20 protein-coding genes, 1 pseudogene and 1 riboswitch are annotated in these 23,291 nt (G+C 58.6%); of the genes and pseudogenes, 9 read left to right on the top strand and 12 right to left on the bottom strand.

Translation table 11 applies throughout. The features are described 5' to 3' along the window. Nucleotides 1-10 precede the first annotated feature (10 nt). The 4 genes from QZ725_RS09715 to QZ725_RS09700 all read right to left on the bottom strand — a co-directional run bounded on the left by QZ725_RS09715 (nucleotide 11) and on the right by QZ725_RS09700 (nucleotide 8,986). On the bottom strand, nucleotides 11-1,213 hold the full coding sequence (locus QZ725_RS09715) for a cation:proton antiporter (protein ID WP_293778979.1): 1,203 nt from the start codon (nucleotides 1,211-1,213) through the stop codon (nucleotides 11-13). Between the two features lie 363 nt (nucleotides 1,214-1,576). Next, nucleotides 1,577-2,947 (bottom strand): NAD(P)/FAD-dependent oxidoreductase, encoded by a 1,371-nt coding sequence (locus QZ725_RS09710; RefSeq protein WP_293778977.1) that lies wholly within the window; start codon nucleotides 2,945-2,947, stop codon nucleotides 1,577-1,579. A gap of 116 nt (nucleotides 2,948-3,063) precedes the next feature. Beyond that, nucleotides 3,064-7,053 carry a translocation/assembly module TamB domain-containing protein gene (locus QZ725_RS09705; protein WP_293778975.1) on the bottom strand — a complete coding sequence of 1,330 codons (3,990 nt, stop codon included), beginning with the start codon at nucleotides 7,051-7,053 and terminating at the stop codon, nucleotides 3,064-3,066. After that, nucleotides 7,043-8,986 (bottom strand): autotransporter assembly complex family protein, encoded by a 1,944-nt coding sequence (locus QZ725_RS09700; RefSeq protein ID WP_293778973.1) that lies wholly within the window; start codon nucleotides 8,984-8,986, stop codon nucleotides 7,043-7,045. The genes QZ725_RS09705 and QZ725_RS09700 overlap by 11 nt, the downstream gene beginning before the upstream one ends. Nucleotides 8,987-9,240: 254 nt before the next feature. On the opposite strand from QZ725_RS09700, the gene QZ725_RS09695 reads away from it, so the two are divergent. Further along, on the top strand, nucleotides 9,241-10,101 hold the full coding sequence (locus QZ725_RS09695; RefSeq protein WP_293779029.1) for an SAM-dependent methyltransferase: 861 nt from the start codon (nucleotides 9,241-9,243) through the stop codon (nucleotides 10,099-10,101). A 5-nt stretch (nucleotides 10,102-10,106) separates the two neighbouring features. On the opposite strand, the gene QZ725_RS09690 is transcribed toward QZ725_RS09695, so the two are convergent. Then, on the bottom strand, nucleotides 10,107-10,943 hold the full coding sequence (locus QZ725_RS09690) for a cytochrome c (protein ID WP_293778971.1): 837 nt from the start codon (nucleotides 10,941-10,943) through the stop codon (nucleotides 10,107-10,109). A 99-nt stretch (nucleotides 10,944-11,042) separates the two neighbouring features. Here QZ725_RS09690 and QZ725_RS09685 point away from each other — a divergent pair, with 99 nt between their 5' ends. Both QZ725_RS09685 and QZ725_RS09680 read left to right on the top strand, forming a co-directional pair. Next, nucleotides 11,043-11,333 (top strand): GIY-YIG nuclease family protein, encoded by a 291-nt coding sequence (locus QZ725_RS09685; protein WP_293778969.1) that lies wholly within the window; start codon nucleotides 11,043-11,045, stop codon nucleotides 11,331-11,333. Between the two features lie 64 nt (nucleotides 11,334-11,397). Then, nucleotides 11,398-11,991: a DUF938 domain-containing protein gene (locus QZ725_RS09680; protein ID WP_293778967.1), complete on the top strand. Its 594-nt coding sequence runs from the start codon at nucleotides 11,398-11,400 to the stop codon at nucleotides 11,989-11,991. A gap of 59 nt (nucleotides 11,992-12,050) precedes the next feature. On the opposite strand, the gene QZ725_RS09675 is transcribed toward QZ725_RS09680, so the two are convergent. Beyond that, complete coding sequence (locus tag QZ725_RS09675) at nucleotides 12,051-12,758, bottom strand: YbaY family lipoprotein (RefSeq protein ID WP_293778965.1); 708 nt, start codon at nucleotides 12,756-12,758, stop codon at nucleotides 12,051-12,053. A 175-nt stretch (nucleotides 12,759-12,933) separates the two neighbouring features. Between QZ725_RS09675 and QZ725_RS09670 the strand changes: the two genes are divergently transcribed. Then, entirely contained in the window at nucleotides 12,934-14,031 is a 1,098-nt protein-coding gene (locus QZ725_RS09670) for a lipid A deacylase LpxR family protein (RefSeq protein WP_293778963.1), read from the top strand. 74 nt (nucleotides 14,032-14,105) lie between these two features. Here QZ725_RS09670 and QZ725_RS09665 read toward each other — a convergent pair whose 3' ends face one another. After that, on the bottom strand, nucleotides 14,106-14,735 hold the full coding sequence (locus QZ725_RS09665) for a carbonic anhydrase (protein WP_293778961.1): 630 nt from the start codon (nucleotides 14,733-14,735) through the stop codon (nucleotides 14,106-14,108). 250 nt (nucleotides 14,736-14,985) lie between these two features. Then, nucleotides 14,986-15,279 carry a zf-TFIIB domain-containing protein gene (locus tag QZ725_RS09660; protein WP_293778959.1) on the bottom strand — a complete coding sequence of 98 codons (294 nt, stop codon included), beginning with the start codon at nucleotides 15,277-15,279 and terminating at the stop codon, nucleotides 14,986-14,988. Nucleotides 15,280-15,448: 169 nt separating this feature from the next. Between QZ725_RS09660 and nhaR the strand changes: the two genes are divergently transcribed. Next, the gene (gene nhaR, locus QZ725_RS09655) at nucleotides 15,449-16,348 is read left to right on the top strand and encodes a transcriptional activator NhaR (RefSeq protein WP_293778957.1); all 900 of its coding nucleotides are present in this window, start codon (nucleotides 15,449-15,451) and stop codon (nucleotides 16,346-16,348) included. Nucleotides 16,349-16,375: 27 nt separating this feature from the next. Here nhaR and QZ725_RS09650 read toward each other — a convergent pair whose 3' ends face one another. The 4 genes from QZ725_RS09650 to cysP all read right to left on the bottom strand — a co-directional run bounded on the left by QZ725_RS09650 (nucleotide 16,376) and on the right by cysP (nucleotide 19,859). Beyond that, on the bottom strand, nucleotides 16,376-16,555 hold the full coding sequence (locus QZ725_RS09650; RefSeq protein WP_293778955.1) for a hypothetical protein: 180 nt from the start codon (nucleotides 16,553-16,555) through the stop codon (nucleotides 16,376-16,378). 411 nt (nucleotides 16,556-16,966) lie between these two features. Beyond that, nucleotides 16,967-17,821, bottom strand: a complete 855-nt coding sequence (gene cysW, locus QZ725_RS09645) for a sulfate ABC transporter permease subunit CysW (RefSeq protein ID WP_293778953.1) — start codon at nucleotides 17,819-17,821, stop codon at nucleotides 16,967-16,969. Nucleotides 17,822-17,835: 14 nt separating this feature from the next. Further along, nucleotides 17,836-18,687: a sulfate ABC transporter permease subunit CysT gene (cysT, locus tag QZ725_RS09640; protein ID WP_293778951.1), complete on the bottom strand. Its 852-nt coding sequence runs from the start codon at nucleotides 18,685-18,687 to the stop codon at nucleotides 17,836-17,838. A 161-nt stretch (nucleotides 18,688-18,848) separates the two neighbouring features. Beyond that, nucleotides 18,849-19,859 (bottom strand): thiosulfate ABC transporter substrate-binding protein CysP, encoded by a 1,011-nt coding sequence (gene cysP, locus QZ725_RS09635; RefSeq protein ID WP_293778949.1) that lies wholly within the window; start codon nucleotides 19,857-19,859, stop codon nucleotides 18,849-18,851. A gap of 326 nt (nucleotides 19,860-20,185) precedes the next feature. Next, nucleotides 20,186-20,288: riboswitch (guanidine-I (ykkC/yxkD leader) on the top strand. Between the two features lie 61 nt (nucleotides 20,289-20,349). Here cysP and QZ725_RS09630 point away from each other — a divergent pair. The 4 genes and pseudogenes from QZ725_RS09630 to QZ725_RS09615 all read left to right on the top strand — a co-directional run. Next, on the top strand, nucleotides 20,350-21,363 hold the full coding sequence (locus tag QZ725_RS09630) for an ABC transporter substrate-binding protein (protein ID WP_293778947.1): 1,014 nt from the start codon (nucleotides 20,350-20,352) through the stop codon (nucleotides 21,361-21,363). A gap of 10 nt (nucleotides 21,364-21,373) precedes the next feature. After that, complete coding sequence (locus QZ725_RS09625; protein ID WP_293778945.1) at nucleotides 21,374-22,234, top strand: ABC transporter permease; 861 nt, start codon at nucleotides 21,374-21,376, stop codon at nucleotides 22,232-22,234. Continuing rightward, complete coding sequence (locus QZ725_RS09620) at nucleotides 22,231-23,079, top strand: ABC transporter ATP-binding protein (RefSeq protein ID WP_293778943.1); 849 nt, start codon at nucleotides 22,231-22,233, stop codon at nucleotides 23,077-23,079. Before QZ725_RS09625 ends, QZ725_RS09620 begins: the two co-directional genes overlap by 4 nt. Before the next feature lie 13 nt (nucleotides 23,080-23,092). Beyond that, nucleotides 23,093-23,291: pseudogene (locus QZ725_RS09615) on the top strand (urea carboxylase); the annotation flags it as partial.

The following is a 23,291-nucleotide window of genomic DNA, read 5'->3' as shown; positions in this document are numbered from 1 at the left end:
GCTTGTTGATTTAGTTCCTGGCTTCGCCCGAAGCGACCAGTGCATGGCGCGTGAAGATCGGGCCCAGCAGTTCGAGGATCACGAGAATCGATACCACCAGCGCGCTCAATTGCGCACCGAATTGCGGGTAGTAGCCGACGGCGTGTTGCACCATGATGATGTTGAAGCCGGACAGCGGAATCAGGCCCACACCGAGCAGCGCACCCTTGCGTAGGGCAATGCCGTTGATGCGCGCCATCGCGGTGGTGGTGGTCAGCGTGATCAGCAGGCGCAGGGCGATGAAGGCCAGCGCTGCAGGCCATAGCATCAGCAGGTGCGACAGTTCGAGGCGCGCGCCGGCAAACACGAACAGGGCAACGTACAGCACGCCGGTGAACGGGCTCAAGTCGGTTTCCACCACCGTGTGGCGCGGATCGTTCTTGCGGCTGGCGATGCCGAACAGCAGCAGCGCGATCAGCGCCGACAGATTCAGCATGAAGGTAATGCCGACCGTGGCGGCGATCAGTGCCAGTGCGAGTATCGTGCGCGCCTGCACATCGCGCCCCAGAAAATGGCCGATCCATACCAGCAGCCGGCTCATGATCCATCCCAGCAGGGCAGAACCCAGCAGCAGGTAAAGCGGATGCAGCAGGATGCTCTTCCAGCCGGCATCGTATTCCACATGGACGGCAATCAGGCCGATGGTGAAGGCGACGAATCCCAGCGCGTTGCCGATCACCACGATATGCAGCAGGCGTTCGGTCAACTGCCCCTCGGCCCGGGTTTCGCGCACGACATTGAGTACCACGGCCGGTGAAGTCGCCATGCCGAGCGCTGCCACCATGGTCGCCACCAGCTTGCTGACGCCGAACCACGTCATCAGCAGGAACAGCGCAAAGAAGGTAACGACGCTGAGTACCACGCCCGTCACCAGCAGGCCACGTTCGCGCAGCAACCACTGGTAATCGACGCGCCGCCCAAGCTCGAACAGCACCAGCCCCAGCGCCAGATCGACCAGCAGGCTCATTTCACCGAGCAGGGAGACATCGATCAGATTGAGGACCGAAGGGCCGATCAGCAAACCGGTCAGCACGTAGCCGGTAATGGCCGGTACCTGTGGAAACACGCGGCGCAGCAGGTGCGCACCCAGCAGGCCGGCGATCAGCAGCAGACCGGTGGCGGTCAGGACATTCAGTGCGCCTGGTAGCGCAGGAAAAAAACTATGCGACGTCATATTGCTCCCGGCAATCGATTGCGGCAGGTCGGCCTGGTGCAGCGATGTTTGTTTGGCACAAGCGCCAATGCGTCGCTACAGAATGCGAGCCGGGCAAAAACACGGTGTGCCCTGGCTGATCAGGCTGACTGCTTTGCCATCTGGCAATGTTGGATACTTTTGTCACGTTTTCGTTGCAACACGATGACGTGACGAAGTGCGTGGTGACAGGCAAGTTGCGGCGGACTATCGACCGACAGCGCAACCCGCTGTCCGGCAAGGAGATGCTGGCGTCATGCAACATGCTTCTTGCGGGAAACCCGGCAATGTCTGCCGGGGTGCCGATTATAGTGGAAAAAATCCCCTATCCTCGGCGTGGGCCAATCAATGCAGTTTCACGCGTGGTGACGTCTTGCGCTGCAGCCACTGTCCGAGCGAATCTGCGGCAGTACGCAGCCAGCCATGCAGGGCGGCCAGATGCATGCGGTACAGCGAGATATACAGCAGGCGCGCCAGAATGCCTTCGATGAACAGCGTGCTGCCGATCAGTGGGCCCATCAAGTTGCCGACGGCATCGAAACGGCCCAGCGATACCAGCGAACCCAGATCCTTGTAGTGATAGCGTTCCAGAGATTGCCCGGCCAGCCGGCGCCGTATCGCATCGAACATGAATTGGGCTTGCTGGTGTGCCGCCTGGGCACGTGGCGGCACCGTGCTGTTCTTTTCAGGCCATGGGCATGACGCACAATCACCGAAAGCGAAGATATCGGGATCGACGGTTTGCAGTGTCTGTTCCACGTCGAGTTGCCCCAGTCGATTGACTGGCAGGCCGAGTGTGCCGAGTACGGGCGGCGCCTTGATGCCGGCAGCCCACACCGTCAGATCGGCTTGAACACTGCGACCATCGGCCAGCAGCACGCTGTCGGCACGGACTTCCGACACCTTGGCGTTGGTCAGCACCTCCACCTCGCGTTCTATCAGCAGGGCAGTGGTCTTCATCGATACCGGTTCGGGCAGCGCCGACAGGATGCGTGGTGCTGCTTCGATCACGGTAATGCGGATATCCTTGCGTGGGTCGAGATGATGCAGGCCGTAGGCACTCAGCACTTCGGCCGTGTTACGCAATTCTGCCGACAGTTCGACGCCGGTCGCGCCACCACCGATGATGGCGATATGCAGTTGATGCTCTTGCTCCTTGCTGTGGTGACGCAAGCCGTGGTCGGCACGCATGCACAGGCTGATCATGCGACGGCGGAAATGCTCGGCCTGATGCAGCGCGTCCAGCGCAATCGCATGCTGTTCGGCACCCGGCACATTGAAGAAGTTGGTGACGCTGCCAATCGAGAAGATCAGCGTGTCATAGGCAATCTCGCGTTGCGGAATCAGTTCTTCGCCGCTTTCGTCGTTGATCGGCCCGATGGTGATGCACTTGCGCTGGCGGTCTAGCGCCTGCAACTCGCCTTGATTGAAGATGAAACCGTGCCAGCGCGCCTGCGCTGCATATTCAAGCAGATGGGTGCCCGCATCCATGCTGCCGGCCGCGACTTCATGCAGCAGCGGTTTCCAGATATGGATAGAGCCACGATCCACCAGCACGACTTGCACGCCGCGATCGCGTTTGGCCACGCGGTCGCCCAGTCGTGTCGCCAGTTCGAGCCCGCCGGCACCACCGCCGACGATCACGATGCGGTGCGGCACGCGCTCGGCCTTGCCGGCCGGTATCAGTGCATTGCTGGATGTGCTTTCTGTTGTCATGTCTTCTCTTCTCCCTTTTGACGTTATCTTTTTCACGCCATGCACCGTGTCGTACGGCGAGTGTCTGTTTGGAGAGAGCAGATGCGAGGTTTGTTCCTCGCCTGCAATATCGACGTTCAGTCAAAGGCGAAGTTGTAGAACAGCGTTAGTGCGCTGGTGGTCCCGGCTTCACCCTCCACCGTGATACGCGGTGTCAGCGTGTAACGCAGCAATAGTACGCTGCTTGCCGTTTCCAAACCTTGCTTGTAGCTGACATACAGGCGCGATGAAATGCGCTTGCCCAAGGTGACGATGCGTTGCTGCAGGCCGGTATCGCTGGTGCCGATGCTGAAATCGTCGAGGCCGAACGCCGTGGCGATCTGCGACGACACGCCGGCAGCCGCGCCCTGCGTGAGCAGCGAACTGGCCGCTGCCTGCAAGGCGCTGATATCGCCTTCGCCGGCACCCGACAGGCTGCGCCCCAGCACCAGCCACGACAGCTTTTCGGCGTCGGCAACGACCGGATCGGATACCAGCGTGATACGCGGCGTCATCACCGTGCCGCGTACCGACACACCGGCTTCGACATCCTGTCCGCGCCGCATCGCGAGAATATCGATGTTCGGATTGTTGAGCGGGCCGTTGAAGCGCAACAGGCCCTGTTCGATCGCCAGTTCGCGGCCGTAAGCCTTGAACGTGCCCTTGGCGACACGCAAGGTACCTTCGGCACGCAGCGGGCCGCCGGCATCGGCCAGCAGGCGAATGTCGCCGACAATGGTGCCGTCGATGCCGCGTCCGGTCAGCTGAATGCCCTTTCCGAGATCGATGCCCACATCGAGCGCCAGCACGGTACGTGTGCCTTGCTTGTCGCTCTGGCCGACCACGATTACGTCATCCGACAATTGCGGCGCTTCCGAGGAACCGATATCGATCATGCCGGAATCGACCGTGAAGCGGCCATTGGCCTTGGCCTGACCAGCGCGCCAGCCGACCACGCTGCTGCCGCTGATGACGAGCTTGCGATCGAAACGGTCCAGCAGCAGATAGCGCGAGGCGTTGACGTTGAGTTCGAGCGCCAGTTCCTGTCGCACCATGCTCAGCGGGCCGCGAATGTTGAGCGTGCCTTCACCGTTGCGAAAGGTCAGGTCATCGACCACCAGTTGATCGCCCTGGAAGTGGCTACGCAGGGTACCGTTGCGCAGATCCACACCGGTATCGGTCATCAGGACGCGCAAGCGATCGGCATTGATGCCGCCGCTGAAGCGCGGCCGGCCGAACGTACCGTCGATGGCGACATCCGCCTTGACGCTGCCTTCGGTGACCAGCGTTTGCGAGACCAGCGGGCCGAGCCAGTTGAGTGTCGGTGCATCGACACGGGCGCGGCCTGTGAAGGGGGCGCTAGGTGCAATCGAGAAGCGGCTGTCGGCGCCGCCGATCACGGTATCCAGATCGACTGCGATACGACCCGGCTTGCTGCCTTCGGCAAGGAAATGCAAGCCGAGGCGGCCGTTGTTGCTCGTGCCGTTCAGGCTCAGCGTCGTCAATCCCAGACGTGCCGACGTATTGCTCAGCATGGCGATGTCGCCACTTTCACGCCGCAGGTTGAAACTGCCATCAAGGCGGTTGCTCATGCGCAGATCCCATTCGCCGCCGACCGTCATGTCGGTATTGATGGGTGCCTCCGCCGCGCCATAACGCAGCAGGTCGGCAAGCGGCAAGCGGGCGATGTGGCCGCGTGTCGTGATGCCGCGTTCATTGCGCAGGAATTGGTCGATGGCGATGCTGCCGCCACCAAGTGCCAGATTGAAGCGTTCAAGCAATACCTGCTGCTGCGATGCCTGCAAGCTGGCAGCCTCGCTCAGCTTGACGTTCAGGCGACCATCGGCATCAAGCCGGGCGATCGTGCCGCGCCATTCGGGATTGCGCGCGAGATTCTGCAGCCCGCCACGCGCTTCCATGTTCCAGTTCTGTTGCCGTTCGGCCAGCACCGCACGTAAAACATGCTGCGCCGTCGTGCCGTCGCCACTGATCTCGAAGTGCTCGGCATCGAGTTGCGCGCCGCTGATGCCGTCGCCGCGTACACGCAGCATCAACGGCGCACTGGCTTGGCCGCCAAAACGGGCGCTGGCAGTCAACTGGCGCAGTTGCTGGGTTGAAGTACGCAAGCCTTGCGCATCGGCTTCGAGGCCAAGGCTGGCAAGCAGGAAGGCGTTGGCGCGGCGGTCCAGCGCCACATCGAGCTTGCCTTGCGTACCGTCCACTTGCAATTGGCCCGGCAGGCGCAGGCCTTTTGCGGTCCAGTTGGCGGCCAGCTTCGGTTGCTGCACGTTCCCACGCACGTCGCCATCAAGTTTCAGCACGCCACCGAATTGCTTGCCAAGTTGTGCCAGATTTGGCGCATCGATATGGAATTCGATGCGTGCATTCTGTTCGGCCAGACTGCCTTGTGCCGACAGGCGGTTGCTGCCGGCGGTCAGTGTCAGTGCCGGGATCGACAGGGTTTGCGCGCGCAAGGCCAGTTGCCCGTTACCGGTCAACGCTTGGCCTTCGAGCTGGCTGTCATTGATGCGGAAGTTCGCATCGGCTTCCAGCGCCGGGTGTCGCTTGCCCTTGGCAGCAAGGTCGGCGTTAAGCATCAGCTTGGGCGCATCGGCAAAGTCACCGAAATTGCGCGGGTCGAAGTTGCGTATTTTCGCTGTGGCATCGAAAGCTTGTGTGTCGGCTAGGCCGATGCGTGCGGTGACATCGGCCGCGGAATTGCCTGCGCGCAGTTCTGCCTTGTCGATGACGATGGCATCGTCGGCAACCAGTGCATGCGCCTGCAAGGTCAGCGGATTGCGCTTGAGCGGCTCGGCCAGCGACAGCGTGAATTCCTGCCGGCCCGTCGCATGGCGAATGAGCAGGCTGCCGGCCAGTTTCGTCGCACGCATGCGGCCATCGAGCCGTTGCAGATCGAGTGCATCGGTCTTGAGCGTCATGTTGAGCGCGCCATCTTTCATATGGCCACTGCCCTGGATGGTTCCGGCCGGACGTTGCTGGCTGCCGAGGTTGGCGGCAATGTTGGAAATGTCCAGCCGCTGCGCTGTTTGTGAAAAATCGACTTGCAGGCGCGACAGCGGCGCACGGCCACCGTCGTAGAGGCCGGCTGCAGGATTGCGCAGCGACAGCGTGCCATTGCCGCGTTCGTCGGCTTTCAGGTCGAGATCAAGAGCCGTGGTCGGCAAGCCCTCGGCGAGCAGCGCGAGATCTAGTTGTCGCACCTGCAGATCGGCCTCGCCCAGCGTGCGATCAGCGAATGGCTGCAATTGCATGTGGCCTTCGATACGTGCCGCGTCGATGCGCAGGTTCGTTCCCAGTTGTATCTGCGCCAGCGAGCCGCCAGCCGTGATCTTGCCTTTGGCGGCAATGGTACGTTCGCCGACCGTGTTCTCGCTATCGATGCTCAGCGCGGCATCAAGTGCATAGGGTTTGGCCGTTGCCAGTTCGAGGCGACCTTGCACGTCACCGGCGAACGCATTGGCACCCGAGGTCGAGCGCGCGCTGAAGCGGTCGAGGTTGAGCAGGTAGCGTTCGCCGTCGTAATCGAGGTTGAAGGCGAAGGCACCGAGCGTGACGACATTGAGCGGTCCCCAGGCCAGTTCACCGCCTTCGACCTGTACGCCATCGATCTTCACGCGCAACGGCAGGCTGATGCTCGTTGGCAGCGTGGCGGGTTCGCTTTTCTGATCGATCTTGCTGCTGACGTTGAGCTTGCCGATGTTGAGTGTCGTTACATGCAGACGGCCTTGCAGCAATTCGCGTGGGCGCAGGGACAGTGCGAGGCGATCGATGACGATCGTCTGGTTTTCCAGTTTGATCTGCAGGCGACCGACGCGCAGCAGACTATCGAAGCTGCCTTCCACCTGTTCGACCGTCACCATACCGACTGTGAAGCGTTCTGCCAATGACAGGGCGGTTTGCGCGCCGCGTTCGCTTTGCAGTATCCAGCCAGCGCCACCGATGCTCAGTACCAGCACCAGTAGCGGCAGAGTGAGTGCAACGACCAGCCAGCGGCGCGCCTTACGCGACTTGTGTGTGGGGCGCGGTGCTGGTTGCGGTGCGGAGGGTGTCGTGTTGTCAGAAGCCATAGCCGATCGAAAAATGGAGGCGTGGTTCCTTGGTTTCGTGTCCGTAGGCCAGATCGAGATTTACCGGCCCAATCGGACTGCGCCAGCGCGCACCGACACCGCTGCCATGCATGAACTTGAATTGTCCCCACGAGTCCGCCGCATTACCGGCATCGGTAAAGACCGCCGCTCCCCAGGACGGGTTGATGCGATAGACGAGTTCGGCGCTGGCAACGGCCGTCACGACGCCACCGACGATGGCGCCGTCCTGCGACACGCCCAGTCGGTTGTAGCCATAGCCACGCACGGTCTGGTCACCACCGGTACGGAACAGCAGATCGCCGGGGACCGTATCGCGACCGGCGCCAAAGACTTGTCCGACCTGTCCGCGCAGAACGGCTTGCAAGCGTCGGTTCCACGTTGGCGATAGCCAGGCGGCACGCGCGACCACGCGGGCGATGTTTTCTTCGTTGAGAATGCCGCTGGGGCCGGCACCGAGTTCGATCGAGGCGACATAGCCACGCGTCGGCGAAATCATGTTGTCCACGCGGCGCCGCGTGTAGGTGTACGAAGCCAGCAGCGCCTGACGATCGGCGCGATAGGTGTCGCCCACGCGTTGCTGATCGGCGTAAGCCGTCAGTGCCCACACCTGTTCATTGTTGCGGTCGGGGCTGGTCAGGCGTGGTCCGGCCTGGATCTTGTTATTGATCTCGCCAGCGCTGTTGGTGTACTCGTATTGCGCACCCATGCTAGGCCGCCAGCCATTGCTGATCGGCGGCAGATAGACGTTGGAGCCGATCAGGCGATTGTCGCGATCGACCTTCAGGTTGGATTCGAGCCGCCAGTCGCGACCGAGGAAGCTGCGGTTCAGCCATTTGACTTGCAGGCGAGCGCCCGAATCGGTGGAGAAGCCGATACCCAGCGACAAGCGCTTGCGTTCGTTTTCGTTGAGGTCAAGCCGCACTGGCACGTTATTCGGTTTGGCCGGATCGATGTCGACGGTGGCAAAAGCGGAACGGAAGTAACCCGTATCCTGCACACGCGCCTGCAATTCGTTGAGCTTTTCCTGCGAGTAGGGATCGCCGGGCTTGATCGGATTGAGATCGGTGACGATGCGGCTTTCGTAGCGTTGCAGACCCGTGATCTCGACTTCGCCAAAGGTGAACGCCGGCCCCGAATCGACTTCGATGCGCAACGTGGCGCTGGCGGTCAGCGGTTCGATGCGCGCTTCGCTGTTGGTGATCGCGGCAGCGGGGTAGTCGCGCACCAGAAGTGACTTCAGCATCTCGCTTTTGGCATCGTCCCAGGCTTTTTGCTGGAAGATGCCGCCGACTTTGAGGCCCCACTGGCGGCGCAAGCGTTCTACACGACGCGGATCGGCTTCGGTGATATGCCCGGTAATCACCAGATCGACCGCCGTAACCAGCGTGCGTTCATTGAGTTCGACGCGAAAGCGTGCGACCCAGGGCGAGCCATCGCGTTCGACTTCATGCGTGACCTTGGCTGAGAAATATCCTTCCGTTGCCAGCAGCGAACGGATCTGGTTGGGTGCGATGGCAATCAGCCGTTCCACCTCGTCTTCCTTCAGCGATTGGTCACGGCGTTTGCTCAGTTCGAGGTTGTCGGTCAGAAAGGGCGTGAGGCCGCCTGCACCTTCGATCTCGACGCGATAAGGCATGATGCGGTCGCCTTCGCTGGTAGTGGCGGGGCTGTCGGCGTTGTCGGATGAGGCCGCAGTCGTGGCCGGTGTGACGTTTTCCGGAGCCAGCTTGTCCTGCGCCCATCCCTGACCTGCCAGCAGGCAGGTGAAGAAAAACAGCGCGACCAGCAGCGTGCGCGTGCTAAACAGCGGCGCGGCATGTGCAGGCCGGGCGAGAGTGGGCAGAGTGATTCTGTTCGGCACGATGTCGGACGTGGGGGCAAGCGGGTTGGCAAACTGATGTCGTGCAGACATCGACGGAGCGGCAGCGTGAACGCATTGCCAACTGTGCAAGCTTAGCAGTTTTGCAGCAGAGACGGTTCGACCGGGCGGACAATAGCCGAGCGACAGATCGCGCCACCTGTCCGACCTTCATGCCCGACCATGGTTCCCGCGCTTGTGGCAGGCTGCGCCCGTGTTCGCCCGAAGTTGTCCTTGGCGTGCAAAGTGCCTATAGTGGCGGCTCACCCGCCTTTGCGCGATTTTCTGCCGTTTTCCGTATTGCCATCATGCCCCGCAAACAGACCTCTCCTCAATCCTCCCCTGACTTGCCTGCCGAGATTCGTCCCGGCCAGTCGATCGAACTTTTGAAGGAACTGCACATCCTCACGCGCGACGGCAAGCTCAATCAGGACAGTCGCCGCAAGCTCAAGCAGGTCTACCACCTTTACCAATTCATCGAACCGCTGCTGCAACAGGTTTCGCAGGATCACGCCGACATCACGCTGGTTGATCATGGTGCCGGCAAATCGTATCTGGGCTTCATTCTCTACGATCTGTTTTTCAAGCAGCGTCAGGATCAGTCACATATCTACGGCATCGAAACGCGTGAAGAACTCGTGCAGAAATCGACGGCGCTGGCTGAACAGCTCGGTTTTCCCGGCATGTCGTTCCTGAATCTGTCGGTGGCCGATTCCATCGTCTCCGATCGCCTGCCAGCCAAGGTCGATGTCGTGACCGCCTTGCATGCCTGTAATACGGCAACCGACGATGCGATTCATTTTGCCTTGAAGAAACAGGCGCAGTTCATCGTACTGGTGCCGTGCTGTCAGGCGGAAGTGGCAACCGTGCTGCGCAAGAACAAGGGGCAGGCGCTGGCCAATCCCTTGACGGAAATCTGGCGACATCCGATTCACACACGTGAATTCGGCAGCCAGGTTACGAATGTGCTGCGTTGCCTGCAACTGGAGGCACACGGCTATCAGGTCAACGTGACCGAACTGATCGGCTGGGAACATTCGATGAAGAACGAACTCATCATCGCGACCTACAAGGATTTGCCGCGTCGTCGTCCCGCCGAACGTTTGCATGAAGTGCTGCAGACATTGGGTCTGGAAGAAATGTCGTCACGTTTCTTCACGCCAGCCTGATTGACTCAGTGCCGTTGCTGCGCCATTTGTTGCAAGTAGGCCAGCAGGTCATCCAGTTCATCTTCGTTCAATGTTTTTTCACTGAAGCCGGGCACGCTCGATTGCGCCCAGTGCCGTACGCTGGCCGGATCGCGAATCAGCTTGCGCAACCAGCTTTCCTGAAAATACTCGGTCGGATTGGCGGGCAGATTCAAATCCGGCCCGATCGCTGCATCGCCGCCGCCATTCATGCGATGGCAACTGGCGCAATGCGTGGTGAACAGAGGCAAGCCGCGTTGTACGCTGGCGTAACGTGTATCGGTGGCCGCCAGTTTCGGCAGCAGTTGCGGATAGCGTACTGTCAACGCTTCGACATTGCGCAGGCTGGCAATCTGGAACGGCCATTGTTCAGATGTGATGCCGGCCTTTTCGGGATGCAGCCAGACCAGATAGAATGCGCCGGCACTGCCGCTGCCCGGTTTGCGTTCAGGCCACGGTGCATTGGCCGGTTCAATGGCGATCCACGGTTCGGCTTCTGCGCGCAGCAGTTCGCCACGGATGTTGGCGACGAAGCCATCCGTTGCAACGACTTGCAGTGTATCGATGGCCGACACTTGACGTACGATGGCTTTCAAGGGAATCGCACGGTATGTCATGCTGCGGTGATAGACAGGATCATCGTCAATCGTGATCGTGCGTATCTCGGGATGGCGTAGCAGATTGTTGCGCGCAAGTTTCTGTTGCTGGTTCGGCAGGACAAGTTCGAGTACGGGTTCGTCGGCTGCATGCGCGGCAAGTTGCGAGGAGGCACAGAAGGCCGCGATGGCGAGTATGAGGATGAAGCGAAGGTTGAGAGACAGCATGCCTGATTTCCCGAAGTATGTCGTGTCGCTTGTGAGGCGATATGCCGCCGCACAGTATAGCCAGCCACGCCAGGCTATCCATGGGGGAGAGTCACAAGCGTGAGTTGGTATCTGTATATGCTCGAATGCTGCGACGGCAGCATCTACACGGGTATTGCACGCGACGTACAGGCGCGTTTTGCGCAACATCGGTGCGGCAAGGGCGCGCGTTACACGCGTTCGCATCCGCCACGTCGCCTGTTAGCCACCGTGACTTACCCTGATCGTGGCACGGCCTTGCGGGCCGAGTATGCAATGAAGCGTCTGAGTGCGCGTGAAAAGCGCCGCTTTTGCCTGCAGCAGGCGCAACTGTGGCGGGTTGGCAGGGAACAGTTGCTTTCACCTATTTGAGTCTTTGCATAGCACCGCTCTCGCGTCGTGTACCCTTGAGGCTTGAGTAAAAACAGGGAGTCCGATGAAGAAGCAATTCTCCAGCGCCTGCGAGCGCAATGCAGAACCCATTTTTTCCATCTTGCGCGATGTGTTCGCGTCTGTGCAGCGTGTGCTGGAAATCGGCAGCGGCACCGGGCAACACGCGGTCTACATGGGGCAGCGGTTACCGCATCTGATCTGGCAGACCAGCGATCTTCCTGCTTATCACCCCAGTATTCACGCCTGGTTGGCCGAGACGCCGCTCGACAACGTCTTGCCGCCGTTGATGCTGGACATGACACAACCGCACTGGCCGCCGGCAGAATTCGATGCCGTCTTCACGGCCAATACCAGTCACATCATGTCGTGGGACAAGGTCGAGACCATGTTCGATGGTGTCGGCAAGTTGTTGCCATCAGGTGGCATATTCGCCGTCTACGGGCCGTTCAATATCGGCGGCACATATACCAGCGATGGCAATGCGCGCTTCGACGAAGCCTTGCGGGCGCAAGACGTACGCATGGGGTTGCGCGATCTGGAGGAGGTGCAGAAATTGGCCGTGATGAATGGCTTCATCCTGCATGACGATCACCCCATGCCAGCCAACAATCGCCTGCTGATCTGGCATAAGCGTTGATCGCATGCCGTGCCAGCCATCCGGTGATCGGGAAGCCTGGCAGGCATGACGCGCTGTATTTACTTCTTCACAGGTTTGGCAGGGGCCGGTTCGCGGTCCACGTGGCAACCCGTATATTCCTTGCCATTCATTTCGAACAATGCGGTATCGCCCTTGTTCCAGAACAGCGTCTTGCCATCCGTGTAGCGCGCACCCGAGGCTGATACCACCTGCGGCAGCGCGATCGTACGGCCGGCCAGCGACAACTCGACCACGCCTTCCGAGAAGTGCGCGATCATGCTGATCTCGTCACATTGGAAGGGCACAGCGCCCTTGGCGACCGGTTTCGGTGGTTCGACCGGATTGCGCATGCGGTTGACGGTAATCGCAATCGGCTTGTCTTGCTCGGCAAAATTGACAGCGACCGGTTGATCGGTTGACCACAGAATCTGCTCGGTGCCGTCGATGATGGTGGCGCTCAACGCATACTGGCGCTTGAGATCGATGGCCTTGGGTTGATAGCGCAGATTGAATGCCACCGGTACCTGCGTGCGCGGTTCGATCACCTGTTGTGCGACGAACGTGCCGCTGCTCTCGGCGCGCGTACGGTCTTCAAGGCTGACGATTACTCTGGCATCGGGTGGTAGGGCAGCGCGTTCGCGGTAGGTGACGCTGCCTGACAACTGACCCGACAAGCTCGCGCTCGCATCTTTTTTGAACATGCTGGAACAGCCCGCCAGCAGGGAAATCGAGAGAACCACGGCCGTGGTGCGGATGGATAAGATCATGGCGTTTTTACTTTTCCTGTCAGAGTGCGTGAACAATCTCGTTATCCTCGCATATTACTTGCTTCGACTGTGTGGGCTGGCGTACCCGCGCACGGTGCGCGAATGGCGTATGATGCCAGCCGCTTCGTATTCCTTGTTTTCGTTCCCGTTTTGAACCGACCATGCGGATGACCTGATGATGCCCATTTCCTTGCGCCTGGCTTGCCTGACAAAGCTGCTTCTGTTTTGCATGACGAGCGGTCTTGCGCACGCTGCTGATACGAAAGACTACGAACATACACGTTGCGGCGAGAAGCCCACCGTTGGCGAATTGCGCAACTACCCCGGCGTCTACAACTTGTATTTCGAAAACGATCTGTTCGCCGGCACCGATAACAACTACACCAATGGCGTCAAGCTGTCGTGGATCTCTGCCAACTTGCAGGATTACACCAGCGATCCCTGCCTGCCTTTGTGGATACGGCGATTGAACCGCCTGTCGCGCAATCTGCAGCCGGGCGCCTACGAGTCACGCAATATGGTGTTCAGTCTTGGACAGGAAATGTATACGCCGACCGATCGCACGCGGACGGATCTGATCACCAATGATCGTCCCTACGCCGGCTGGTTGTATCTTGGCATGGCTTATAACGCCCGTACCGAGAAGGAAATGGATACGGTCGAGCTCGATATCGGCATGGTCGGTCCGGCATCGTTGGCACGACAGTCGCAGAATTTCATTCACGATCTGCGCGGCATCGATCGTTTCAACGGCTGGGACAACCAGTTGAAGAATGAACTGGGCATCATCTACGTACGCGAGAAAAAGCAACGCGTGCTGGAAATGGGCGAGTCTGGCGGGCCGAAGATGGATGCCATCACGCATTACGGCTATGCACTGGGCAACGTGAAAACGTATCTGAATGCCGGTGTCGAATTCCGTATTGGCAGCTACCTGCCCAACGACTTCGGCACTTCGCCGATTCGACCCGCATCGGACAGCAACGCGCCGCTGGCAGGAAAATCGTGGCGTCGTCTGTCGGAAGGTGGCGTGCATGCCTTCGTCTCGCTGGATGGACGGACGATGCTGCGCAATATCTTCCTCGACGGGAATACCTTTGCGGATAGCCATAGCGTATCCAAATACTATCTTGTGGGCGATGTGGCCGCGGGGATTGCATGGCAATGGCGCGGCGGCAAGATCACCTATGCGCAATATCTGCGCAGCAAGGAATTCCACGGCCAGGTCAAACCGCAGAGTTACGGTTCGATCACGCTGAGCCTCGAATACTGACCAGACGGTTTAGGCAGCGCGCAATAAAAAAGACGGTATCGCTACCGTCTTTTTTATTTTTGCATGCAGCTCTTTTATTCCGGGAGGCCGTCGAAGAATTCCACTTGGCCGGTTTCGAGCGAGTATTCGGCCCCGACCACGACCAAGCCTTCGTTCTCGATCAGGTTTTCCAGCAGTTGCGAACCGTGGCGCAACTGGTTGCATGAGGCGCGAATGTTGGCGCGTACCGATTGATGCACGAGGGCATGCTGATCATGCTTGAGATCGGTTTCCATCAATGTCTTCAGCGAAGGGCTGATGCGATCAACGATCGATTTCAGATGAGGCGACTGGTTTTCACTAGGACGCTTGAGTTCTTCCAGCGTGGCGAGAATCGCACCGCACTGCGAGTGCCCGAGTACGACTACCAGTTTTGTGTTGTAACGAGCCGCGGCAAATTCCACGCTACCGATTTGCGATGGAGCCACGACGTTGCCGGCAACGCGGATTACGAACAGATCGCCGAGGCCTTGATCGAAGACCATTTCGGCCGGTACACGCGAGTCGGAGCAACCGAGGATGATGGCAAACGGATCTTGTCCATCGACGACTTCACTACGGCGCACCTTGGTCGTCATGCTTTCGATACTGCGAATATCGGATACGAAACGTTGGTTGCCCTCACGTAGGCGTTCGAGTGCTGCTTTGGCTGTGCGCTTTGGCATGGGAAATTCCTGTAAGTGTCTTGTTGGCGTTACGGACGAGCGCCCTGAATGGCGTCGCGAAGACGATGTTTTGGCAAACAGAGCGTCGCTGAGGGCATTACTTTAAAGCATTCGGCCAAATTTTGTCTTTGCAAAACGTTAAAGGAATATCGGCAGGTACGCCGTCAGGCGCAATTCAGGCGTTTGAGCATAAAAAAAGCAGGCGGCAAATTGCCCGCCTGCTTACGCGGTGCCTTCTTTCGAAGTCGGATCAAAAATCGAAGAGTTCGGCCAACAGGTTTTTGCGCTGTTTCTGGCCATAACCTTCCTTGACGTAACCGTAGCGGGGATCCTGATAGAGAAGCGGTGGACGACGCGATCCTGCCGCTTGCGGACGCAGCGGGCTGGGCGGCTCCGGCGGCAGGGCGCTGATTGAACGTTCAATCAATTTGTCGAGTTCGCCACGGTCCATCCAGATGCCGCGGCAATTGGGGCAGTAGTCGATCTCTATTCCGTGTCGGTCGGACATGATGAGTTGCATGTCCTTGCAGATAGGGCATTTCATGGTGTGCATCCTGTAGTGCGGCAGTACCGCGGTCTCCCTGTACCTGTCCACTTGCGCTTTTATGGACGGCAACTTTTCTGTGTCTGGACGTAATGTAAGGGCAGTTTTACTTCATTAAAATTCGAATATACTCAGCTTTTCGTTCGTAAAAACTGAAGAGCGAGGCGCTATGAATGCAATCAACTACAAGCATTTGCATTATTTCTGGGTGGTCGCCAAGTCGGGTGGCATCGGTCGCGCAAGCGAGCGCCTGCACTTGACGCCACAAACGATCAGCGGTCAGATTTCCTCGTTCGAAGACATGCTCGGCTATCCGCTCTTCAACCGCGTCGGTCGCCGTCTGGAACTCAACGACGCCGGGCGTGTGGTGCTCAGTTATGCCGACGAAATTTTCACCATCGGTGAAGAGCTGCAGGAGATTCTGCGCACGCGGCCCGATGGTTTGCCCATGCAATTCCGCGTCGGCGTCGCCGATGCCGTACCCAAGGCTATCGCCTATCTGCTACTGGAACCATCAATGGAGTTGCCGGATTCGCTACGGCTGGTTTGCCGCGAAGGGACATTGACGGACCTGCTGGCCGATCTGGCGATTCATCGTCTGGATATCGTCATTGCCGACAGCCCGATGCCGGCCAATATCGATGTGCGCGGTTACAACCATTTGCTGGGCGAGTGTGGTGTGAGTTTCTTTGCGGCCGATGGATTGGCCAAGCAATACAAGAAAGGATTCCCGAAGAGTCTCGATGGTGCGCCATTCCTGATGCCGGGCGAACTGGCTGCCGTGCGGCCGCGTCTTCTGCGTTGGTTTGAAAAAGAACGCGTGCATCCACGTATCGTCGGCGAATTCGATGATGGCGCCTTGCTGCAGGCATTTGGTGAAGCAGGAAAGGGGATTTTTGCGGCACCGTCTGCGGTGGCCGATCAATTGCGCAAACAGTCAGGCGTGACTGAACTTGGCAGCACCAACTTGGTGACCGAGCAGTTTTATGCGATTTCTGTGGAAAGACAATTGACGCATCCGGCCGTCGTGGCAATCAGTTCCGCTGCACGCGAGAGTCTGATTCGTTGACGGCCGAATGGTGGTGATGGTGGTGACTTACTGGAATGAACCTACCTGAACTGGATTGAAGGGCACGACCGTGATGTGGCTGCCTTCACGCTTGTCGAGCTCAACTACTTCATGGGTGTCGGACTCGGTGTTGCGGTCTTGTTCGTCCTCGGCACTGCTGCTCATGGACAAAATGCGGGTGGTGATCTCATCGTGAGTCTTATACATGATCGTTCCTTTCCTGTGGCGGATCGAGCATTGCCTTTCGGCATGATCGATACTGGCAAAAATTCTGCGCAATATGCATTGCGGAGAATAGAGGAGCCCTCGTTGGAGAGCGATCAGCGCTTGTCCCAAAATCGGGTAGGAATGCACTGACCCGTGTTCAAACTGCATGTGACCATGTTGTTCGACTGCGGTGTACCAGACTGGCGTCCGACCAACAGTGCGTAGAGTCTAACACACGATGGTGAAATGATTGTGGCGGGCAGTTATGACGGCAAGATGACTGCACAATGCGTGTAATTGCACGAAAGCAATAGGGCTGCGCCGGCTGAAAAATGCCGGCGGCAGCGAGGAAAAACAACGGGGAATGTAGCAGGAGCAGGAAGCGGGGCCGGAAAAAGCGCCCAAAGCGGCTTAGGCTGCGGGGATGTCGTCGACAGGTTCGGCTTCGCGCTGTTCCTGACGCCATTCCATGAAGGCTTTCAGCACCAGCGTTATCATCGCCATGCAAGCCAGCAGACCGGCCGCAGTAAACGCGGCAGCCGTCTTGTAATCGTTGTTGAGTTGTTCGACCAGCAATGGCAGTGTCAGGGTCTGATTCATGATGGTGCCGGATACCACCGCGACTGCGCCGAATTCGCCGACGGCACGCGCATTGGTGATCACGCAGCCGTACAGCAGCGCCCACTTGATGTTGGGTAGCGTCACCTTGCGGAAAATCTGCCAGCCGCTGGCGCCGAGCGAGAGGGCCGCGATTTCTTCTTCGGTCCCTTGCTTTTGCATCAGTGGCATCAGAATGCGCGCGATGTAGGGTGCCGTGACGAACACCGTCACCATGATGATGCCGGGCCACGCGAACATCAACTGAATGTCTTCCGCGTACAGCCAGCGACCGATTGCGCCTTCAAGGCCATACACCACCAGATAGCAGAATCCGGCGACCACGGGTGAGGTGGCATACGGGATTTCGGTCAGCGTGATCAGCAGGCGACGACCCACAAAATCGAAATGCGTCACGCACCAGGCCAGCAGGATGCCGAAGACCAGATTGATCGGTACGGTCAGCACGGCAGCCAGCAAGGTCAGTCCGATCGCGTGCGTCATGTAGCTTTCGTTAAGGTTCTGCCACAGCAGAGCGACGCCGCCACTCAGCGCTTGCGCGAAGATCAGGCTCAGGGGCAGTACCAGCAGAACGACTGCCATGAAAATGCCGAGGCCGATCAATACCCATTGATGCCATTCGTTCGGACGTTTGATTGCTTTTGCCATGATGTTCTCCGTCCTTATGCGCCTGTCGATTTGTTGAACAGACGTCCCTGTACCACTTGCAGCAGGAACAGCAAGGTCAGCGAGGCGAACAGCACGACCGAGGCGATGGCTGCAGCAGCCGGATAGTTGAATTCTTGCAGGCGCACGAACAGCATCAGCGAGGTCACTTCCGTTTCGAATGGGATATTGCCGGCGATCATGATGACGGCACCGAACTCACCGAGACTACGAATGAAGGCCTGCGACGAACCGGCGATCAAGGCAGGAACCAGCGTTGGCAGGATGACGCGCCAGAAGATTTGCCATTTGTTGGCACCCAGCATCATGGCGGCTTCTTCAAGTTCCTTTTCCATGTCTTCCAGCACGGGTTGCACCGAACGTACGATGAATGGAATGCTGGTGAAGATCATGGCGACGACGATGCCGGGGAATGCATAGGAAATCTTGATGCCGACTGCATCGAAGAACTGGCCCAGCCAGCCGCTTGGGATGAACAGGGTGGAAAGCGTCAGGCCGGCGACCGAGGTGGGCAGCGCGAACGGCAGATCCATCAGCGAGTCGAGCAAGCGACGACCGGGGAAGTTGTAGCGTGTGATGATCCAGGCCCACAGAAAGCCGACTGCGGTCACTACCAGCGTCGAATAGAGCGCGCCCAGCAATGTCACCTTATAGCTTTGCAGCACGCGCACATCGGTAATGGCGAACCAGTACTCTTGCCAGGTCATGCCGCTGACATACAGTATCAGCGCGGAAATCGGCAGCAGGATGACCAGGCTGATATAGAGCGTCGAAATGCCGAAGCTCAGCGAAAAGCCGGGAAGAACCGGTGTGCTGCGGAAAAAGCGTAAGGACGGAGTTGCGTTCATGGCGGAGTCATTGCGGCAGGGCCGCGGTTACCTGTTGCCAGGCAAAGCCTTGGCCGAAAAACAAACGACCATCACAACGGATGGTCGTTTTGCAGGGTGGCATTGTAAACCACCCTGGGTCTGTGGGCGAAACCGGCAGTCTTTGACGCTGCCGGCCGGCATCAACGACGCTGGGCCAGCAGCTGATCGAGCACGCCGCCGCTACCGAAGTGCTTGTCCTGGATCGTATCCCAGCTACCGAGCACCGTGTTCGGGTTGATCAGGCGCACCTTCGCGTAACGATCGGCCACGACCTTGGCAACGTCAGGGTGATGGACGCGGTAGTTGAAGGTCGTCAGCAGCAACTGGATTTCACGCGAGTACTGATAGTTCAGGTAATCGGTTGCCAGTTTGCGTGTGCCTTTTTCATCGACAACCTTGTCGACCACGGCAACCGGAAATTCTGCCAGCACGGAAACCGGGGGCACGACGATTTCATAACCGCCCGCCTTGAACTCATCACTCTTCGCAATGTTGATGACTTCCGATTCGAAGGTCAACAGCGCGTCGCCCTGGTTGTTCTGAGCAAAGGCCACGGTTGCACCACGACCGCCCGTTGGGAAGTTGACGACATTGCGCAGCAGCTTGCCGACGAATTCCTTGGTTTTGGCTTCGTCGCCCTTGAATTTCTCATTGGCGTAAAGCCATGCGCCCAGATAGCTGTAGCGCGCATTGCCAGAGGTCTTCGGATTCGGGAAGACGACTTTCACGTCATCACGTACCAGATCGTCCCAGGTCTTGATGTTCTTTGGATTGCCCTTGCGCACCAGGAAAGCGATCGTGCTGTAGTAAGGCGAGGCATTGTTCGGGAAAGCCTTTTGCCAATCCTTGCGCACCAGACCGCGCTTGGCCAGGATGTCGATGTCGGTGACCTGGTTGAAGGTGACGGTGTCGACCTTTTTACCCTGGATGATGTCCTGTGCCTGACGCGACGTACCTGCAAACGATTGATCGATCTTCAGATCCTGGCCGGTTTCCTTTTTCCATTTTTCCTGGAATTTCGGATTGATCGTGGCGAACAGCTCGCGGGCGACGTCATAGGACGCGTTGAGCAGCGGCTTTTCCTGTGCTTGCGCAGCGCCGGCGAACAATGTGGCGGCGATGGCCGACAACAAGACAGCTTTCTTGAACATGTGAAATCTCCATCAATGAATGTAGTACGGCAAATTTCGTTGCCTGACGCAATCTTTTGCGATGAAGGCGAACTATAACAAACGTGCTTATGCGCTCAAACGATATCTTTCATATTTAAATATGCGGAAAACGTATAAGGCGGGGTGATCGTGTTCAGCCATCTGAGGGCCGCTTTTGCGTCAAGTTTGTGCCTGTTCATAGGCTTAGTTCTCGTGGATGCACCTGTTTTGCGCAAAAGGCTGGCTGAATCGTCCTAGGCTGGGCTAAATGGCCTGGCATCACTATTGCTTGTAAAAGCATAACGAGAGGCGGGTGACCGCTTCTTGAGCATGGAAGCTAGGGTTCCGGTCGCGCAAGCGATGCTGGTCCGAGAGCATCCGGTCGCACCCCTTGGGGCGACTACACGGAGGGATAAAAACCCGGGAGGCCATCACAACAGGTTTTGTGATCGCTCGCCTCTCATTTTATCCACCCTCTGGGAGCGCTTTCATGCTGACATCCGTATTTTCCCGTCTGTCATCTTCTTTCCTTCGCAAATTTTCCGTTTCGCTGATCTGCCTGTCGCTGGGCCTTGGCGCACTGGCGCCGGCGCATGCCGAAGTCAAGGTTGGCGTATCCGATTGGCCGGGCTGGGTTGCCTGGTATGTGGCCGAACAAAAAGGCTTCTTCAAGAAACATAACGCCAAGGTCAAGCTGGTCTGGTTCGCCAATTACACGGATTCGATTTCTGCCTTGTCCGCCGGTCAGCTCGATGCAAACTCGCAAACCTGGTCGGACACCATGACCCCGCTGGCCAAGGGCGTCAAGCTCAAAACGGTTCTGGTCAACGACAACTCTGCTGGCAACGATGCCTTGATGGTCAGCCCCAAGATCAAGTCGATCGCCGATTTGAAGGGCAAGACGGTCGCGCTTGAGCAATACAGCATTTCGCATTTCGTCCTGGCGACTGCACTGGCCAAGAACAAGATGAAGATGTCTGACGTGAAGATTCAGAATCTGTCGGCTGGCGACGCGGCCGCCGCGTTCATGACAGGTCGTGTCGATGCTGCCGTGGTGTGGAATCCATGGGTATCCAAGATCGAAACCAGCGGCAAGGGCCGCGCATTATTCACCTCCAAGGAAATGCCAGGCCTTGTGCCCGATCTGCTGGTCGCGCACGAAAAAGCGCTGCTCGACAAGACCAAGCGTGCCGATCTGGTTGGCATGATCGGCGCATGGTTCGAAACCGAAGCTTTCATTCGCAGCAATCCGGATGAGGCGATCAAGATCATGTCCAAGGTCGTCGGCATGTCGGCTGCCGAGTACAAGGTCTTCCTGCCAGGCACGCGTTTCTTCACAGCCAACGACAACAAGAATGCGATGGATGCGGCGCAAGCGCAGTCGCTGGTCGCTGTCGGCCCAACCATTCATTCGTTTCTCAAGGAAAACAAGCTGATCGATGGTCCCGTCGATTTTGCGAAAGGGATCGATGCCTCGCTGCTGAACGATGCGTTGAAGAAGTAAGAGGTCGATCATGTCCGAGCTTGCTCCTGACGTGACGGCTGCGTCTCCGGTAACGCGTAGTCGCCCACGCAATCGCCGCCTGCCCTGGGCAGTGCGCGGCGAGATGCCGCGGTATGCGTTTGTCGTCCTTGCCGCCGCCGGTTTTGCCTTGCCATTTCTGGCATGGTTGATCGTTTCCGGTCTGGCCTTGTTCGACCCCGTCTTTCTGCCGACGCCATGGAAGGTCATGCAGCGCACGGCCGAATGGTTGGTGGAAGACGAACTGCTTGGCGATATCGGTATCAGTGTTGCGCGCGTGTTCGGCGGCTTCATTGCCTCGGCGGTCATCGCCGTGCCGATGGGTGTGTTGATTGGCACGTACGCACCGGTGCGCGCCTTGCTTGAGCCGCTGACCGACTTCAGTCGCTATCTGCCTGCTGTTGCCTTCATCCCGTTGATCATGTTGTGGGTCGGCATCGACGAGAGCGCCAAGATTACGGTGATTTTCGTTGGCACCTTCTTCCAGATGGTGCTAATGATTGCCGACGACGTGGCCCGCGTACCGAATGCTTCGGTAGAAGCGGCGCGCACCATGGGCGCCAGCAACAGCGAAGTGCTGCAGCACGTGTTGATTCCCGCCGCGCGCCCGGCGATCCTGACGACCTTGCGTACGATGATGGGTTTGTCGTGGACGTACCTGGTGGTGGCCGAGCTGGTGGCGGCGAATTCCGGTCTTGGCTTCTCGATCCTGAAGGCGCAACGCTTTCTGCAGACAGACAAGATTTTCGCCGGCATTTTGCTAATCGGTCTCGTCGGCCTGCTCACGGATCAAGCCTTCCGCTGGTTGCACCGTCGCTGCTTCAAATGGCATCACCTGCGAGGTGGCGCATGACTATAAAAATTAGCGTGCGTCAGCTCGACAAGTTTTACGGCACGGGTGAACGACGCAATCAGGCATTGCAAAACATCAACCTCGATATCGGGAGTGGCGAGTTCGTTACGCTGGTCGGGGCATCGGGCTGCGGCAAGTCCACGCTACTGCGCACGATCGGCGGTCTGGAGGAGTACGCGGACGGCGACATTCTGTGCAACGGCAAGATGGTCGACGGGCCGGATTCGGATCGCGCTATGGTGTTCCAGAGCTACAGCCTGTATCCGTGGCTCACGGTGATGGAGAACATCAAGTTCTGTCGTCGCCTCAAGCGTCATCGCGAAGGGGCAAGTTCGGCGGACGTTGAATTCGCCGCCGGCAGGGCGGATGCCCTGATTCGGCTGATGGGACTTGGTCACGTCGCCAACGCCTATCCCTCCGAACTCTCGGGCGGCATGCAGCAACGCGTCGCCATTGCGCGTGCCTTCATGGTGCAGCCGGACGTGCTTCTTATGGACGAACCGTTCGGTGCGCTCGATGCACAGACGCGTGAAGTCATGCATGACCTGATTCGCTACGTCTACAAACTCGAAAAGACCACGGTCGTGTTCGTCACGCACGACGTGGAAGAAGCCATTTATCTCGGTCAGCGTGTCGTCGTGATGGCACCGCGGCCCGGTCGTGTCGATTCCATCGTCGACGTGCCGTTCGGCGACGAGCGTCATCTCGACATGAAGCTCACGCCGGAATTCGGCGCACTGAAAAAACACATCCTCGATCGCATTCGCGAAACCTCGGGCATGAAGACCGACCTCGAACAACTCGGGAAGCTGGTACGTACGGCCGATCCCGCAATGAACAAGTAATGGAGAAATTGACATGACAAGCGAATCCATGGATGTCGCAACCTCACAAGGCAGCGCGCCTGATTTTGTACCCGATTATGCGCACGAGCTGGCGCCCGATCTCGTCGGAAAAGTACTCTGGACCGAGATGTTCCCCGGTGGCGCGCACTGGTCCTACCGTGTGCGGCGCGGCACGACCTTGCGTTTCATCGATCTGGAAGGTGGTGCCAACG

Source organism: uncultured Oxalicibacterium sp., from assembly GCF_913776015.1.
Classification (GTDB): Bacteria; Pseudomonadota; Gammaproteobacteria; order Burkholderiales; family Burkholderiaceae_D; genus Oxalicibacterium.
The sequence above is the reverse complement of the archived record's forward strand: the minus strand, read 5'-3'. Positions and strand labels throughout refer to the sequence as shown.

Coding starts and splice junctions, on each gene's coding strand:
- QZ725_RS09675 (WP_293778965.1), bottom strand. CDS start 12,758: ATGATCTTATCCATCCGCACCACGGCCGTGGTTCTCTCGATTTCCCTG.
- QZ725_RS09620 (WP_293778943.1), top strand. CDS start 22,231: ATGACTATAAAAATTAGCGTGCGTCAGCTCGACAAGTTTTACGGCACG.
- QZ725_RS09710 (WP_293778977.1), bottom strand. CDS start 2,947: ATGACAACAGAAAGCACATCCAGCAATGCACTGATACCGGCCGGCAAG.
- QZ725_RS09650 (WP_293778955.1), bottom strand. CDS start 16,555: ATGTATAAGACTCACGATGAGATCACCACCCGCATTTTGTCCATGAGC.
- QZ725_RS09625 (WP_293778945.1), top strand. CDS start 21,374: ATGTCCGAGCTTGCTCCTGACGTGACGGCTGCGTCTCCGGTAACGCGT.
- nhaR (WP_293778957.1), top strand. CDS start 15,449: ATGAATGCAATCAACTACAAGCATTTGCATTATTTCTGGGTGGTCGCC.
- cysP (WP_293778949.1), bottom strand. CDS start 19,859: ATGTTCAAGAAAGCTGTCTTGTTGTCGGCCATCGCCGCCACATTGTTC.
- QZ725_RS09715 (WP_293778979.1), bottom strand. CDS start 1,213: ATGACGTCGCATAGTTTTTTTCCTGCGCTACCAGGCGCACTGAATGTC.
- QZ725_RS09660 (WP_293778959.1), bottom strand. CDS start 15,279: ATGAAATGCCCTATCTGCAAGGACATGCAACTCATCATGTCCGACCGA.
- QZ725_RS09665 (WP_293778961.1), bottom strand. CDS start 14,735: ATGCCAAAGCGCACAGCCAAAGCAGCACTCGAACGCCTACGTGAGGGC.
- QZ725_RS09690 (WP_293778971.1), bottom strand. CDS start 10,943: ATGCTGTCTCTCAACCTTCGCTTCATCCTCATACTCGCCATCGCGGCC.
- QZ725_RS09670 (WP_293778963.1), top strand. CDS start 12,934: ATGATGCCCATTTCCTTGCGCCTGGCTTGCCTGACAAAGCTGCTTCTG.
- QZ725_RS09705 (WP_293778975.1), bottom strand. CDS start 7,053: ATGGCTTCTGACAACACGACACCCTCCGCACCGCAACCAGCACCGCGC.
- QZ725_RS09700 (WP_293778973.1), bottom strand. CDS start 8,986: ATGTCTGCACGACATCAGTTTGCCAACCCGCTTGCCCCCACGTCCGAC.
- QZ725_RS09695 (WP_293779029.1), top strand. CDS start 9,241: ATGCCCCGCAAACAGACCTCTCCTCAATCCTCCCCTGACTTGCCTGCC.
- cysT (WP_293778951.1), bottom strand. CDS start 18,687: ATGAACGCAACTCCGTCCTTACGCTTTTTCCGCAGCACACCGGTTCTT.
- QZ725_RS09680 (WP_293778967.1), top strand. CDS start 11,398: ATGAAGAAGCAATTCTCCAGCGCCTGCGAGCGCAATGCAGAACCCATT.
- cysW (WP_293778953.1), bottom strand. CDS start 17,821: ATGGCAAAAGCAATCAAACGTCCGAACGAATGGCATCAATGGGTATTG.
- QZ725_RS09630 (WP_293778947.1), top strand. CDS start 20,350: ATGCTGACATCCGTATTTTCCCGTCTGTCATCTTCTTTCCTTCGCAAA.